The sequence below is a fragment of the Ruegeria sp. I3 genome (genome assembly GCF_056532525.1).
In genome coordinates this window covers 40497-55689 of the sequence record NZ_JBQFNI010000011.1, presented here as the reverse complement: position 1 = coordinate 55689, position 15193 = coordinate 40497, and the positions used below count along the sequence as shown (strand labels likewise).

Genomic DNA, 15193 nt, shown 5'->3' with positions numbered 1-15193 from the left:
CTGCGGTCAGCGTGGTCTTGCCGTGGTCAACGTGGCCAATCGTGCCGATGTTGACGTGCGGCTTATTACGCTCAAACTTTTCCTTTGCCATGATGGCCTCCTTTTTCGGTAATGAAGGGAGCCCCTGGCCGGAGCTCCCTCAAATCTTCGCTTATGCGTATTTCGCCTGAATCTCGTCCGAGATGTTCTGCGGAACCGGATCGTAGTGGTCGAACTGCATGGTGAACTGGGCACGGCCCGACGACATCGAACGCAGAGTGTTGATGTAGCCGAACATGTTGGCCAGCGGAACGAACGCATCGATCGCGATTGCGTTGCCGCGCGGTTCCTGACCAGAGACCTGGCCACGACGCGAGGTCAGGTCGCCGATGATACCGCCGGTGTATTCTTCCGGGGTGATCACTTCGACCTTCATGATCGGTTCCAGCAGCTTCGCGCCAGCTTTGCGCATGCCTTCACGCATACACATCCGCGATGCGATTTCGAACGCCAGAACGCTCGAGTCAACGTCGTGGAACTTACCGTCCAGCAGGGCAACCTTGAAGTCGATCACGGGGAAGCCAGCCAGCGGGCCGCTATCCATGACCGAGTTGATGCCTTTTTCAACACCCGGGATGTATTCCTTCGGAACGGCACCACCAACGATGCGGCTTTCGAACGAGTAACCTTCGCCTGCTTCGGTCGGCTGGATCTCCAGCTTGACTTCCGCGAACTGACCCGAACCACCCGACTGTTTCTTGTGGGTGTAGGTGTGCTCGACCGGCATCGAGATGGTTTCGCGATAGGCCACCTGAGGTGCACCGATGTTCGCTTCAACCTTGAACTCGCGCTTTAGACGGTCAACCAGGATGTCCAGGTGAAGTTCGCCCATGCCCTTCATGATGGTCTGACCCGACTCCAGGTCGGTTTCCACGCGGAAGGACGGGTCTTCGGCGGCCAGACGGGCCAGACCCTGGGACATCTTCTCTTGGTCGCCCTTGGTTTTGGGCTCGACCGCGATTTCGATCACCGGGTCGGGGAAGGTCATGGTTTCCAGAACCACCGGATCCTTCGCGTCACACAGAGTGTCGCCGGTGGTGGTGTCTTTCAGACCCGCCAGCGCGATGATGTCGCCTGCAAACGCTTCTTCGATCTCTTCCCGGTTGTTCGAGTGCATCATCATCATACGACCGATGCGCTCTTTCTTACCTTTGGTCGAGTTCAGGATAGAGTCACCCTTGTTCATGGTGCCCGAGTAGATCCGGGTGAAGGTCAGCGAGCCAACGAAGGGGTCGTTCATGATTTTGAACGCCAGACCCGAGAAGGCCATGTCGTCGTCTGCACGACGGGCGATGTCACGAACTTCTTCCTCGTCGCCGGGTTTGAAGCCCATGTAATCAACAACGTCCAGCGGGCTGGGCAGATAGTCGATCACAGCGTTGAGGAGCGGCTGAACGCCTTTGTTCTTGAACGCCGAACCACCCAGAACCGGAACGAACGCGATTTCCAGAGTACCTTTGCGCAGCAGGGCGCGCAGGGTCGGAACGTCGGGCTCATTGCCTTCCAGGTATTCCATCATCGCGTCGTCGTCCATTTCGACGGCCGCTTCGATCATCTTGCCGCGCCATTCGTCAGCCATGTCTTTCAGGCTGTCGCGGATAGGAGCTTTGATCCAGCTTGCGCCCAGATCTTCGCCCTGCCACAGCCACTCTTCCATGGTGACCAGGTCGATCAGGCCTTCCAGCTCGGACTCGGCACCGATCGGAATACCAACCGGAACAGCGCGTGCGCCGGTACGGTCTTCGATCATGTTGACGCAGTTGAAGAAGTCTGCGCCGATCTTGTCCATCTTGTTGACGAAAACCATACGCGGAACCTTGTAGCGGTCAGCCTGACGCCACACGGTTTCGGTCTGGGGCTCAACACCGGCGTTTGCGTCCAGAACGCAGACGGCACCGTCGAGAACCGCCAGCGAACGCTCAACTTCGATGGTGAAGTCAACGTGGCCGGGGGTGTCGATGATGTTCAGGCGGTGCTTAGGAGTTTCTGCGGTCTGACCGTCCTCGGTGCGTTCCCAGAAAGTGGTGGTCGCAGCCGAAGTGATGGTGATGCCGCGTTCCTGCTCCTGCTCCATCCAGTCCATGGTGGCTGCACCATCGTGCACCTCACCGATGTTGTGGGATTTACCAGTGTAATACAGGATACGCTCCGAGCAGGTGGTCTTACCTGCGTCGATGTGCGCCATGATACCGAAGTTACGGTACAGTTCGAGCGGATATTCGCGTGCCATTGGTCTAAGCCTCTCGGATTACCAACGATAATGGCTGAAGGCTTTGTTCGCCTCGGCCATCTTGTGGGTGTCTTCGCGTTTCTTGACGGCAGTACCGCGGGACTGAACGGCGTCCAGCAGCTCGCCTGCAAGGCGCTCTTCCATGGTGTTTTCGTTGCGGCCGCGCGCAGCAGTGATCAGCCAGCGGATGGCCAGTGCTTCGCGGCGCTCAGGGCGCACTTCGACCGGAACCTGATAGGTTGCACCACCAACCCGGCGCGAGCGAACCTCGACCGACGGTTTGATGTTGTCGAGCGCTTCGTGGAACACTTCGACAGGAGCGCGCTTTACCTTGTTCTCAACGCGGTCAAACGCGTTGTAAACGATGCGCTCTGCGACCGACTTCTTGCCGTCGATCATCAGGTTGTTCATGAATTTGGTCAGTACCTTGTCGCCAAATTTGGCGTCAGGCAGTACTTCGCGTTTTTCGGCGGCGTGACGACGTGACATATCAGCCTCTCCTTCTTACTTGGGACGCTTCGCGCCGTATTTCGAACGACGTTGCTTACGATCTTTGACGCCCTGAGTATCCAGAACACCGCGCAGGATGTGGTAACGCACACCGGGAAGGTCTTTTACACGGCCGCCACGGATCAGAACAACCGAGTGTTCCTGCAGGTTGTGGCTTTCACCCGGGATGTACGAGATGACCTCGAACCCGTTGGTCAAGCGCACTTTGGCAACCTTACGCATAGCCGAGTTCGGCTTCTTCGGTGTGGTGGTGTACACGCGGGTGCAGACGCCGCGTTTCTGCGGGCACTGCTCCAGGTGCATGGACTTCGAGCGTTTTACTTTGGGCTGCCGCGGTTTGCGGATCAGCTGTTGAATAGTTGGCATTCCGGTTTCTTCCCCGTTTTGCAACACACATGACATGCACGCGCGTTGCGTGCGGTTAAATTCGCTGCACTCATGCGTCCACAAGCGCAAAACCCGCGAGCGTTCCCATTCCGAGGTGAACGTCGCGGTTTGTTATCAGAGGGCGCGAACGATAAAAGTGTTCGGGCCTTGACCAGTTCATTACTGAAATCGGTTATGGGGCGGCCCCCGGTACCGAGATGTCGCGCGTATTAAGGGGAGTCGGCCCGAGTGTCAACAGCCCAGCGGGAAAGGCGTGTTGTACATAAGAGCTCCGGCCGTCTATCAGGAACTAATGGAGATTCCCACTGCGCCGACGCATTGCAGCACTCCGGCACCGGATGCATAGTGAGCATGCCCTGCAAACCATTGGATGCCCCATGCAAGTCTTTGGCCTGTGCCGATTTTCATTCCCTGCTCTGGGCGATTTCCAGATCGAACATGACACGGTCGCAGATCGGCGCGCCCATCTCTACAACCCTGCTCGTCTGGAAGAGCGGTTCCGCTTGTTCGAATCTGTGACGTTGCCCAGCTTTCGCACGCAGACAGATGGGGACTATCAGCTTCTGGTCGTTGTTGGGGACTGTCTGCCGCGAAAGGCGCTCGACCGGCTTAAGGACCTCACCGCTGACATCAAGCAGGTACGAATTGTCCAAAGACCCGTCGAACCAAGCCATAAACACCGGCAGGTCATGAAACGAATCCTTCAGGAAGCGCGTTCAAACCCGGACCGGCCCTGTCTTCAATTTCGCCATGATGACGACGACAGCATTTCGATTGATTTCATCGAAAGACTGCGCGAGTCCGCCGATGATGTTGCCGGGCTGATTGGAAAAAATCAGGCCATAGGCCTCGATTTCAACAACGGATACCAGGCCAGCTTTGGGCCGAATGGGGTTCGGGCGGCACAAGTCTACAAATCTCTGCTTGGGGTGGGCTTGGGCATGCATATCGCGGGCGGGTGCGACCACACGATCATAAGTTTTACCCACAACCGGATCGGGCGTTTCATGCCAGTGGTCAGTTATCCTGATCGCCCGATGTGGATCAGGACATTGAACAACTCCAACGACTCGCCGCGCGCTGAAAAGCAGAAGGCGCAGCTTGCGCCGATCACGCCCGAAATCGAGACCGATTTTGCCACGCGTTTCGCGCTAAACCCCGGTTTCGTACGTTTGCCTCACTTCTCCGCCTGACGCGACCGTTCGCGAAACAGAGTGAACATCCCTGCCCCAACTACCAATGCACCACCCAGCATTGTGATCGCGTCCGGCCAGTCACCAAACACAGCCCACCCCAGTCCCAGTGCCCAAAGCAGGCTGGAATAGCGAAATGGCGCAACAAAACCGACCTCGCCCACGCGCATCACCATGACACTGAACAGATAGCCTATCAGAACAAAGACCGCAGCGCTGGCGATCATCGCTCCAGATGCGGTCGAGACCGGCACCCATCCTTCAAACGTGGAGACGATGATCGCTGCCAATGTGATAGTGAGGGATGTCGCCAGTGTTACCACCATAGAAGGTACTTCAGCTGACATTCGGCGGGTGATCAAATCGCGAACTGTAACGGAAGCAACCGCAATCAATGCGTAAATCGCATAGATGCTGAATCCTTCAGGACCGGGCCGAACGATCAACAACATACCGACGAACCCAAGCGCAATTGCAGCAATACGTCTCCATCCAATTACTTCACCGAAGAATAAGGCAGCACCCAAAGTCACGGTCAGCGGCAACGCCTGTAGAACTGCCGTAACGTTGGCAAGCGGCATGTGCATCAGAGCCGTTAAAAAGAAGATGGTCGCCGCCAACTCTGCCAGGCAACGTAATGCGATAAGCCATTTGTCATGGAGGGGAAAATTCAGGTGAAGCGCCCCAAGATAACGGGCCATTATCAACACAAGAACTGTCGCCAAAACTCCGCGCATGGTCACAAGTTGGAACAGAGGCAGATCTTGCCCCACCACTTTCACCAACGCATCATTGACGGTAAAGGCCGCCATGCTGCCCATCATCAGCAGCGCGCCTTTAACGTTAGGACTCATTTAATCAACACCCGGTCTTCAATATATCGCCGTACTCACTGTTCAATCGATCACGAAGTCAATATGCGCCGGACAATCCTGCAGTAATAGTTCCGACGAGCTACACAAACTGTCGACTTTTCAGTCGTTTCAATCTGTCATCTGGGCGGAAGGCGTAGATTTCGAGATCTCGATCTCATCATCCGTCATCTCCTCTTCTACGCCATCAAACAATGGGGTCGAAAGGTAACGCTCGCCCGTATCTGGCAACATTACCAACATGACGGAACCTTCCGGCGCAGTCTCGGCCAGTTTCATCGCGACCGCAAAGGTCGAGCCACCAGAAATACCGGTAAAAATCCCCTCTTCCGCGGCCAAACGGCGCGACCATGCAATACCGTCGCTACCGGGAACGGGAATCAACTCATCATAGTACGAGTTATCAATGGCCTCCTGCAGAACCCACGGAATGAAATCAGGCGTCCAACCCTGTATCGGATGCGGTTCGAAGTTCGGGTGGCTCTCGGTCGGCTGGTGTATTTCATTGCGCGTGTTCACATATCCTGACGACACAATGGCTGCGTTGGCAGGCTCTGTCAGGATGATCTTGGTCTCAGGGCGCGCTTTTCTAAGAGCCCGGGCCACGCCCGAGACGGTCCCGCCAGTGCCATAGCCCGTAACCCAATAGTCGAGATTCTGCCCATCAAAGTCACCCAAGATTTCCTGCGCGGTGGTATTTTCGTGTATATCGGCGTTGGCTGCGGTTTCAAACTGGCTGGCCAGGAACCAACCGTTCTGCTCGGCCAGTTCCTTAGCTTTTGTATACATGCCGAACCCCTTTTGCGCGCGCGGTGTCAGGACAACTTTTGCCCCCAAAAACCGCATCAGCTTGCGTCGTTCGACCGAGAAGCTGTCGGCCATAGTCACAACCAAGGGATAGCCTTTGGCCGCGCAGACCATCGCCAGCCCGATACCGGTATTCCCCGAGGTCGCCTCAACTACTGTCTGACCGGGTTTTAAGCTACCGTCGCGTTCTGCCGCTTCGATGATGTTGAGGGCAAGGCGATCTTTGACAGAACTGGCCGGGTTAAACGCTTCGAATTTTACGTAAACCGTCACGTTTGAGGGCGCGATCCTGTTTATTCGTATGCTTGGCGTGTCTCCGACGGTGTCCAAAATACTGTCATACAGGCGCTTTCGCCCATGCGTTTGACGAGTTGTCATTGCGGCCCCCTCCTTTGTTGACGAAAGCATGCCACAAACCGGGTCACATTAGTAACTATCTTTGTGAGAGTTCGCCTCGGAGCGCTCACAACAAGAAAGGCCCCGCGAGATCGCGGGGCCTTTCTTAGTTATTGAGGGTGCCTATTCGCGGCTTTCCGGTGTTTCCACCAGAACGTCCAGCTCATCACCGACCATGTCGTCGTCGAAGGTCGGAGCGGCCAGAGCAGCGGCCGCTTCGGCCTCTTCCCGGCGGGCTTCGATAACCACGTTGTCACGCGATTGCGCGATGTGGCGGACGGCCTGAGTGGCCCCACCGGTACCGGCAGGGATCAGGCGACCAACGATGACGTTCTCTTTCAGGCCAACCAGCTTGTCTTTCTTGCCCTGAACCGAGGCTTCGGTCAGCACGCGGGTGGTTTCCTGGAAGGACGCTGCCGAGATGAAGGAACGCGTCTGCAGCGAAGCTTTGGTGATCCCCAGAAGGATCGGCTCACCCTGAGCCGGACGACCGCCACGCGAGATAGTCTTCTCGTTGGCTGCGTCGAACTCTTGCTTGTCGACATGTTCGCCTTTCAGCAGGGTGGTGTCACCTGAATCCAGGATCTCCCACTTCTGCAGCATCTGGCGCACGATGACCTCGATGTGCTTGTCGTTGATCTTAACGCCCTGCAAGCGGTAGACGTCCTGCACCTCGTCGATCATGTAATCCGCCAACGCTTCGACACCCATGATCGACAGGATGTCATGCGGAGCCGGGTTACCGTCCATCAGGTATTCACCCTTCTGGATGAAGTCCCCTTCGGCGACCGGGATGTGCTTGCCCTTGGGTACCATGTATTCGATGGTCTCCATGGACTCGTCAGCCGGTTCGATGCTGATGCGGCGCTTGTTCTTGTAGTCGCGGCCAAAGCGCACGTAACCATCGGCTTCTGCGATGATCGCGTGATCTTTCGGACGACGGGCTTCGAACAGTTCGGCCACACGTGGCAGACCACCGGTGATGTCCTTGGTCTTGGCGCCTTCACGCGGGATACGCGCGACAACGTCACCGGCTTCGATTTGCTGGCCATCTTCGACCGACAGGATCGCATCCACCGACATCGGATAGTGAACCGGGTTGCCCGCGTCATTGCGGACCGGCTCGCCATCTTCACCAACCAGAATGATCTCGGGCTTGAGGTCGCTGCCTTTGGGGGCCGCGCGCCAGTCGATCACGATCTTCTGGGTCATGCCGGTTGCATCGTCGGTCTCATCCCGGACCGCAAGGCCCGAAACAAGGTCGACATATTTCGCGGTACCGGCTTTCTCGGCGATGATCGGCAGGGTGTAGGGATCCCATTCGAACAGCTTGTCGCCACGAGCAACCTTGGTGCCGTCCTTGACGAACAGCTTGGAGCCATAGCCCAGCTTGTGGCTGGCACGCTCTTCGCCGTGTTCGTCGCTGATCACCAGCTTCATGTTCCGGCCCATAACGAGGCTTTCGCCTGCGGCATTGACCAGAATCTGCGGGTTCTCGAAGGAAACGACGCCTTCCTGGCTGGCTTCCTGGAACGACTGCTGACCACCTTGCGCAACACCACCGATGTGGAAAGTACGCATCGTCAGCTGCGTACCGGGTTCACCAATGGACTGCGCGGCGATGATGCCGACAGCCTCACCTGTGTTCACCATCGTGCCGCGTGCAAGGTCACGACCGTAGCAGGTGGCGCAGACGCCTTCCTCGGACTCACAGGTCAGAGGCGAGCGGATGCGCATCGACGCAACACCAGCTTCGTCAACGGTGTCCGCCATGCGTTCGTCGATCAACTGACCAGCGGCCACGATCACCTCATCCGTGCCCGGACGCAGAACATCGTCAGCCGCCACACGACCCAGCACACGTTCGGCCAGCGAGGCAACAACCTCACCGTCATTCACGGCGGCTTCGGCTGTGATCGCACGCTCAGTACCACAGTCGATCTCGCGAACGATGCAGTCCTGTGCGACGTCCACCAGACGACGGGTCAGGTAACCCGAGTTCGCCGTCTTCAGAGCGGTATCCGACAGACCCTTACGGGCACCGTGGGTCGAGTTGAAGTACTCGAGAACGGTCAGACCTTCTTTAAAGTTCGAGATAATCGGCGTCTCGATGATGTCACCGTTCGGCTTGGCCATCAGGCCACGCATACCGCCCAGCTGTTTCATCTGAGTGACCGAGCCACGCGCACCGGAGTGGGCCATCATGTAGACCGAGTTCGGCTCTTGATCTGACCCGTCTTCGGCCTTGGCAACGTCCGAGATGGTGCTCATCATCGCTTCGGTGACGCGGTCGTTACACTTCGACCAGGCATCAACAACTTTGTTGTACTTTTCGCCCTGAGTGATCAGGCCGTCCATGTACTGCTGTTCAAAGTCCTTCACCTGACCGCGGGTGTCATCAACGATGCCCCACTTGTCATCCGGGATGACCATGTCGTCCTTACCGAACGAGATGCCCGCCTTGAACGCTTCTTTGAAGCCCATCGACATGATCTGGTCACAGAAGATAACCGACTCTTTCTGACCGCAGTAACGGTAGACGGTGTCGATCACCTGCTGCACTTCTTTCTTCCGCAGCAGGCGGTTGACCAGCTCGAACGGGGCTTTGTTGTTCATCGGCAGCAATGCACCCAGACGCAGACGGCCCGGAGTGGTTTCATAGCGCTTCTGAACTTCGTTGCCTTCGTCGTCGATCTGCGTGATCCGCGCGGTGATTTTCGAGTGCAGATGCACCTCACCGGCGTCCAGCGCGTGCTGAACTTCTTCGATCGAACCGAAGACCTTGCCTTCGCCCGGCATGCCTTCGCGTTCGAGGGTCACATAGTACAGACCCAAGATCATATCCTGCGACGGAACGATGATCGGCGCGCCGTTTGCCGGCGAAAGAACGTTGTTCGTCGACATCATCAGAACACGGGCTTCCAGCTGGGCCTCAAGGCTCAGCGGAACGTGAACGGCCATCTGGTCACCGTCGAAGTCGGCGTTAAAGGCCGAACAGACCAGCGGGTGCAGCTGGATGGCTTTACCTTCGATCAGAACCGGCTCGAACGCCTGAATGCCAAGACGGTGCAGCGTCGGCGCACGGTTCAGCATGACAGGATGTTCGCGGATCACCTCGTCGAGGATATCCCACACTTCGGGACGTTCTTTCTCGACCAGTTTCTTCGCTTGCTTAACAGTCGAAGACAGACCCTTGGCTTCAAGGCGCGAGTATATGAACGGCTTGAACAGCTCCAACGCCATCTTCTTGGGCAGACCACACTGGTGCAGTTTGAGTTCCGGACCGGTCACGATGACCGAACGGCCCGAGAAGTCGACGCGCTTACCAAGAAGGTTCTGACGGAAGCGGCCCTGCTTGCCTTTCAGCATGTCCGACAGCGATTTCAGCGGACGCTTGTTGGCGCCGGTGATCACGCGGCCACGACGGCCGTTGTCGAACAGAGCGTCCACGGATTCCTGCAGCATCCGCTTTTCGTTGCGGACGATGATGTCAGGCGCGCGCAGCTCGATCAGACGCTTCAGACGGTTGTTCCGGTTGATGACGCGGCGATACAGATCGTTCAGATCCGAGGTCGCGAACCGGCCACCATCCAGCGGAACCAGCGGACGCAGTTCCGGCGGAATGACCGGGATCACGGTCATGACCATCCACTCGGGGCGGTTGCCCGACTCGAGGAAGGATTCAACAACCTTCAGACGCTTGATGATCTTTTTGGGCTTCAACTCGCCGGTTGCTTCGGCCAGATCAGCGCGCAGCTGCTCGGCTTCGGCTTCCAGATCGATCTGGGCCAGCATCTCACGGATGGCTTCAGCGCCGATATTGGCGGTGAACGCGTCCATGCCATAGGCATCCTGCGCGTCCATGTACTCTTCTTCGGTCAGCATCTGGCCATAGGTCAGGTCGGTCAGACCGGGCTCGATGACGACGTAGTTTTCAAAGTACAGAACGCGTTCCAGATCACGCAGCGTCATGTCCAGCATCAGACCGATGCGGGACGGCAGCGACTTCAGGAACCAGATGTGTGCGACGGGCGCGGCCAGTTCGATATGGCCCATACGCTCACGGCGGACTTTCTGCAGGGTGACTTCCACACCGCATTTCTCGCAGACAACGCCGCGATATTTCATCCGCTTATATTTACCGCATAGACATTCGTAATCTTTGATCGGGCCAAAGATACGCGCGCAGAACAGACCGTCACGCTCAGGCTTGAACGTCCGGTAGTTGATGGTTTCGGGTTTCTTGATCTCGCCATAGGACCAAGACAGAATCCGCTCAGGGCTCGCCAGCGAGACCTTGATCTCGTCGAAAACCTTCGGGGGCGTCAGCGGGTTAAACGGGTTGTTGGTGATTTCCTGGTTCATTTGTTACCTCAAATCTTGCGGAAGGGGGGAGAGGTGAGCGGAAACTTAAAAAGTTTCCGCCCAAGAATTTTTTCAAAATTCTTATTCCTCAACCTCCGCATCCAGGAGTTCCATATTCAGGCCGAGGCCACGGACTTCTTTAACCAGAACGTTGAACGATTCCGGTACGCCCGCTTCAAAGTTATCCTCGCCCTTGACGATCGACTCATAGACCTTGGTCCGGCCGGCGACGTCATCCGATTTAACGGTGAGCATCTCCTGCAGGGTGTAGGCGGCGCCGTAAGCTTCCAGAGCCCAGACCTCCATCTCACCAAAGCGCTGACCACCAAACTGCGCCTTACCACCCAGCGGCTGCTGGGTAACCAGGCTGTACGGCCCGGTCGAACGCGCGTGGATCTTGTCGTCCACCAGGTGGTGCAATTTCAGCAGGTACTTGATGCCCACGGTGACCGGGCGCGCGAATTGCTCACCGGTGCGACCGTCGAACAGAACCGACTGACCGCTTTCCGAGAAGCCCGCACGCACCAGCGCGTCGTTGACGTCTGCTTCTTTGGCACCGTCGAAGACCGGAGTAGCGATCGGAACACCACGGGTCACGTTGCCCGCAGCCTCGATCAGGCCATCCTCGTCCAGACCGGTGATGCCTTCTTCGTAGACATCCTCGCCATAGGCCAGCTTCATCGCTTCGCGCACCGGGGTCAGATCGCCGGAACGGCGGTACTCACCCAGAGCCTCATCGATGTTCAGACCCAGACCGCGTGCGGCCCAACCCATGTGGGTTTCAAGGATCTGACCGACGTTCATACGCGAAGGCACACCCAGCGGGTTCAGACAGAAGTCAACCGGAGTACCATCGGCCAGGAACGGCATGTCTTCCATCGGAACAACCTTGGAGATAACACCTTTGTTCCCGTGACGACCGGCCATCTTGTCGCCCGGCTGCAGCTTACGCTTCACGGCGATGAAGACTTTGACCATCTTCATCACACCCGGCGGCAGGTCGTCGCCACGACGGACTTTCTCGACCTTGTCCTCGAAACGGGCGTCCAGAGCACGCTTTTGCACTTCGTATTGCTCGTTCAGAGCTTCAACGATCTGTGCATCCTGCTCGCCTTCCAGCGCCAACTGCCACCACTGACCGCGGGTCAGGGTTTCCAGCAGATCCTCGGTGATCACCGACCCTGCCTTGACGCCTTTCGGGCCTTTGACAGCGGTTTTACCCAGGATCAGGCCTTGCAGACGCGCATAGATGTTGCGGTCAAGGATCGCCAGCTCGTCGTCCCGGTCACGGGCCAGACGTTCGACTTCCTCACGCTCGATCTGCAGCGCACGCTCGTCTTTCTCGACGCCGTGACGGTTGAAGACGCGGACCTCAACAACCGTACCGTAATCGCCCGGCTTCACGCGCAGCGAGGTGTCGCGCACGTCAGATGCTTTCTCACCAAAGATGGCGCGCAGCAGCTTTTCTTCCGGGGTCATCGGGCTTTCGCCCTTCGGAGTGATCTTGCCGACCAGAATATCGCCCGGCTCAACATCCGCACCGATGTAAACGATGCCTGCCTCGTCGAGGTTGCGCAGCGCTTCTTCACCGACGTTCGGAATGTCGCGGGTGATCTCTTCCGGGCCCAGCTTGGTGTCACGGGCGGCGACTTCGAACTCCTCGATATGGACCGAGGTGAAGACGTCGTCACGCGCGATACGTTCCGAGATCAGGATCGAGTCTTCGTAGTTGTAACCGTTCCACGGCATGAACGCGACGACCACGTTCTTACCAAGCGCCAGTTCACCCATATCGGTCGACGGACCGTCGGCAATAACTTCGCCCTTCTGGACGGTGTCACCCACCTTGATCAGCGGACGCTGGTTGATGCAGGTGTTCTGGTTCGACCGCTGGAATTTGCGCAGTCGATAGATGTCAACGCCAGCGTCGCCCAGTTCCAAATCCTCGGTGGCGCGAATAACGATACGCTGGGCATCGACCTGGTCGATGATACCGGCGCGTTTCGCCTGAATCGCAGCGCCTGAGTCGATCGCGACCTTTTCCTCGATCCCGGTACCGACCAGCGGCGCTTCGGCGCGCAGCAGTGGAACCGCCTGACGTTGCATGTTCGAGCCCATCAGAGCGCGGTTGGCGTCGTCATTCTCAAGGAATGGGATCAGCGATGCAGCAACCGAGACCAGCTGTTTCGGCGACACGTCGATCAGGTCCACATTCTCGCGCGGGGCGAGGGTGTAGTCACCGGCCTGACGGGTCGAAACCAGATCGTTGATGAACTTGCCATCGGCATCCAGCGTCGCGTTCGCCTGCGCCACGGTGTGACGCATTTCTTCGGTCGCGGACATGTAGTGAACCTCATCGGTCACCTCGGCGTCTTTGACGACGCGGTAGGGTGTTTCGATGAAGCCATACTTGTTCACGCGGGCAAAGGTGGCCAGCGAGTTGATCAGACCGATGTTCGGACCTTCTGGCGTTTCAATCGGGCACATCCGGCCATAGTGGGTCGGGTGTACGTCGCGCACCTCAAAGCCCGCACGCTCACGCGTCAGACCACCCGGGCCAAGCGCCGAGAGACGGCGTTTGTGGGTGACTTCGGACAGCGGGTTGGTCTGGTCCATGAACTGCGACAGCTGCGACGAGCCGAAGAATTCACGAACAGCAGCCGCAGCCGGTTTCGCGTTGATCAAGTCCTGCGGCATGACGGTGTCGATTTCAACCGACGACATACGCTCTTTGATCGCGCGCTCCATGCGCAGCAGACCGACGCGGTACTGGTTTTCCATCAGTTCACCGACCGAACGCACACGACGGTTGCCGAGGTGGTCAATATCGTCCACGTCGCCTTTGCCATCACGCAGCTCAACCAGCGCCTTGATGCAGGCCACGATGTCTTCGCGACGCAGGGTGCGCAGGGTGTCCGGCGCGTCCAGAGCCAGACGCATGTTCATCTTCACGCGGCCAACGGCGGACAGGTCATAGCGCTCGCTGTCGAAGAACAGGGTGTCGAACAGAGCCGACGCAGCCTCGACGGTGGGAGGCTCGCCCGGACGCATGACGCGGTAGATGTCCATCAGCGCGCTTTCACGGTTCAGGTTCTTATCCTGAGCCATGGTGTTGCGCATGTAGGGGCCAACGTTGACGTTGTCGATGTCCAGAACCGGGATGTCGGTGATGCCCGCATCCATCAGGTCCTTGACGGTGCCGCCGATCAGGTCGCCGTCTTTGTCATACTCCAGGGTCAGCTCATCACCGGCTTCGACATAGATCGCGCCGTTTTCTTCGTTGATGATGTCCTTGGCGACATACTTGCCGACGATGTTGTCGAAGGGCACCAGCAGGTCGGTAACAGCACCTTCGTCGATCAGCTTCTTGACCGCGCGCGGGGTGACTTTCTTGCCCGCTTCGGCAATCACTTCGCCCGATTTCGCGTCGATCAGATCATATGTCGGACGGGTGCCGCGCACACGCTCGGGGAAGAAGGGCGTAACCCAGCCTTTCTTCTTGTCCAGCTTGTAGGACACGGTGTTGTAATACGCGTCCATGATCGCTTCCTGATCCAGACCCAGCGCATAAAGCAGGGTTGTCACAGGCAGTTTGCGACGACGGTCGATACGGGCGAACACGATGTCCTTGGCGTCGAACTCAAAGTCCAGCCAGCTGCCGCGATACGGGATGATGCGGCAGGCAAACAGCAGCTTGCCCGAGGAATGGGTCTTGCCCTTGTCGTGATCAAAGAACACACCGGGTGAGCGGTGCATCTGGCTGACGATCACGCGCTCGGTGCCGTTCACGATGAACGTGCCGTTCGGTGTCATCAGGGGCATGTCGCCCATGAACACGTCCTGTTCTTTGATGTCCTTGACCGATTTGGCGCCGGTGTCCTCATCGACATCAAACACGATCAGGCGCAGTGTGACCTTCAGCGGCGCGCTGTAGGTCATGTCGCGCTGCATGCACTCTTCGACGTCGTATTTGGGTTTTTCCAGATCGTATTTCACGAACTCCAGAACGGAGGTTTCGTTGAAATCCTTGATCGGGAAAACCGACTGGAACACACCTTTGATGCCTTCGCCGTCTGTGGGCTGTTCTGCATCGCCGGAGCGCAGGAAAAGATCATAAGAAGATTTCTGCACCTCAATGAGGTTCGGCATCTCCAGCACTTCGCGGATTTTGCCGTAATATTTACGAAGACGTTTCTGGCCAAGGAACGTTTGAGCCATGTCAGATGTCACCTTTCGATGTTCTCAGCGGGCAAAGACACCGTCGGGCCCCGGCATCTTGCACAATCGAGACGACACGTCCGGATCAATTCGTGACCACCGTCCCGAAGGTGGCCTCCCGATCCGAAAACCGTGTCTTAGAAAACGCCCCAGACAATGAGGCCCTTTCTAAGACA

The 15193-nt window shown here is 57.6% G+C and carries 9 protein-coding genes; 1 reads left to right on the top strand and 8 read right to left on the bottom strand.

Annotated features, from left to right (window positions below; all coding sequences use genetic code 11):
- The 4 genes from ACR0L9_RS19465 to rpsL all read right to left on the bottom strand — a co-directional run.
- Nucleotides 1-91: GTP-binding protein (locus ACR0L9_RS19465; RefSeq protein WP_036223564.1), on the bottom strand; the 91-nt coding region annotated here is incomplete at its 3' end.
- A 60-nt stretch (nucleotides 92-151) separates the two neighbouring features.
- Complete coding sequence (fusA, locus tag ACR0L9_RS19460) at nucleotides 152-2269, bottom strand: elongation factor G (RefSeq protein WP_170328783.1); 2118 nt, start codon at nucleotides 2267-2269, stop codon at nucleotides 152-154.
- A gap of 18 nt (nucleotides 2270-2287) precedes the next feature.
- Nucleotides 2288-2758: a 30S ribosomal protein S7 gene (gene rpsG, locus ACR0L9_RS19455; protein WP_010441203.1), complete on the bottom strand. Its 471-nt coding sequence runs from the start codon at nucleotides 2756-2758 to the stop codon at nucleotides 2288-2290.
- A gap of 15 nt (nucleotides 2759-2773) precedes the next feature.
- Nucleotides 2774-3145: a 30S ribosomal protein S12 gene (gene rpsL / locus ACR0L9_RS19450; protein WP_005621086.1), complete on the bottom strand. Its 372-nt coding sequence runs from the start codon at nucleotides 3143-3145 to the stop codon at nucleotides 2774-2776.
- A gap of 398 nt (nucleotides 3146-3543) precedes the next feature.
- Here rpsL and ACR0L9_RS19445 point away from each other — a divergent pair, with 398 nt between their 5' ends.
- Complete coding sequence (locus ACR0L9_RS19445) at nucleotides 3544-4359, top strand: glycosyltransferase (protein ID WP_480896459.1); 816 nt, start codon at nucleotides 3544-3546, stop codon at nucleotides 4357-4359.
- Here the strand turns inward: ACR0L9_RS19445 and ACR0L9_RS19440 are convergent.
- From ACR0L9_RS19440 to rpoB, 4 genes are all read right to left on the bottom strand, one after another.
- Nucleotides 4344-5213, bottom strand: a complete 870-nt coding sequence (locus ACR0L9_RS19440) for a DMT family transporter (RefSeq protein ID WP_170398562.1) — start codon at nucleotides 5211-5213, stop codon at nucleotides 4344-4346. The two genes, ACR0L9_RS19445 and ACR0L9_RS19440, sit on opposite strands and share 16 nt — an antisense overlap.
- A 129-nt stretch (nucleotides 5214-5342) precedes the next feature.
- Nucleotides 5343-6416 carry a pyridoxal-phosphate dependent enzyme gene (locus ACR0L9_RS19435; protein WP_170596851.1) on the bottom strand — a complete coding sequence of 358 codons (1074 nt, stop codon included), beginning with the start codon at nucleotides 6414-6416 and terminating at the stop codon, nucleotides 5343-5345.
- Between the two features lie 141 nt (nucleotides 6417-6557).
- On the bottom strand, nucleotides 6558-10799 hold the full coding sequence (gene rpoC, locus ACR0L9_RS19430; protein ID WP_480563100.1) for a DNA-directed RNA polymerase subunit beta': 4242 nt from the start codon (nucleotides 10797-10799) through the stop codon (nucleotides 6558-6560).
- Between the two features lie 81 nt (nucleotides 10800-10880).
- A complete protein-coding gene (gene rpoB, locus ACR0L9_RS19425; RefSeq protein WP_170398571.1) occupies nucleotides 10881-15017 on the bottom strand; it encodes a DNA-directed RNA polymerase subunit beta in 4137 nt (1378 codons plus the stop codon).
- Nucleotides 15018-15193 lie beyond the last annotated feature (176 nt).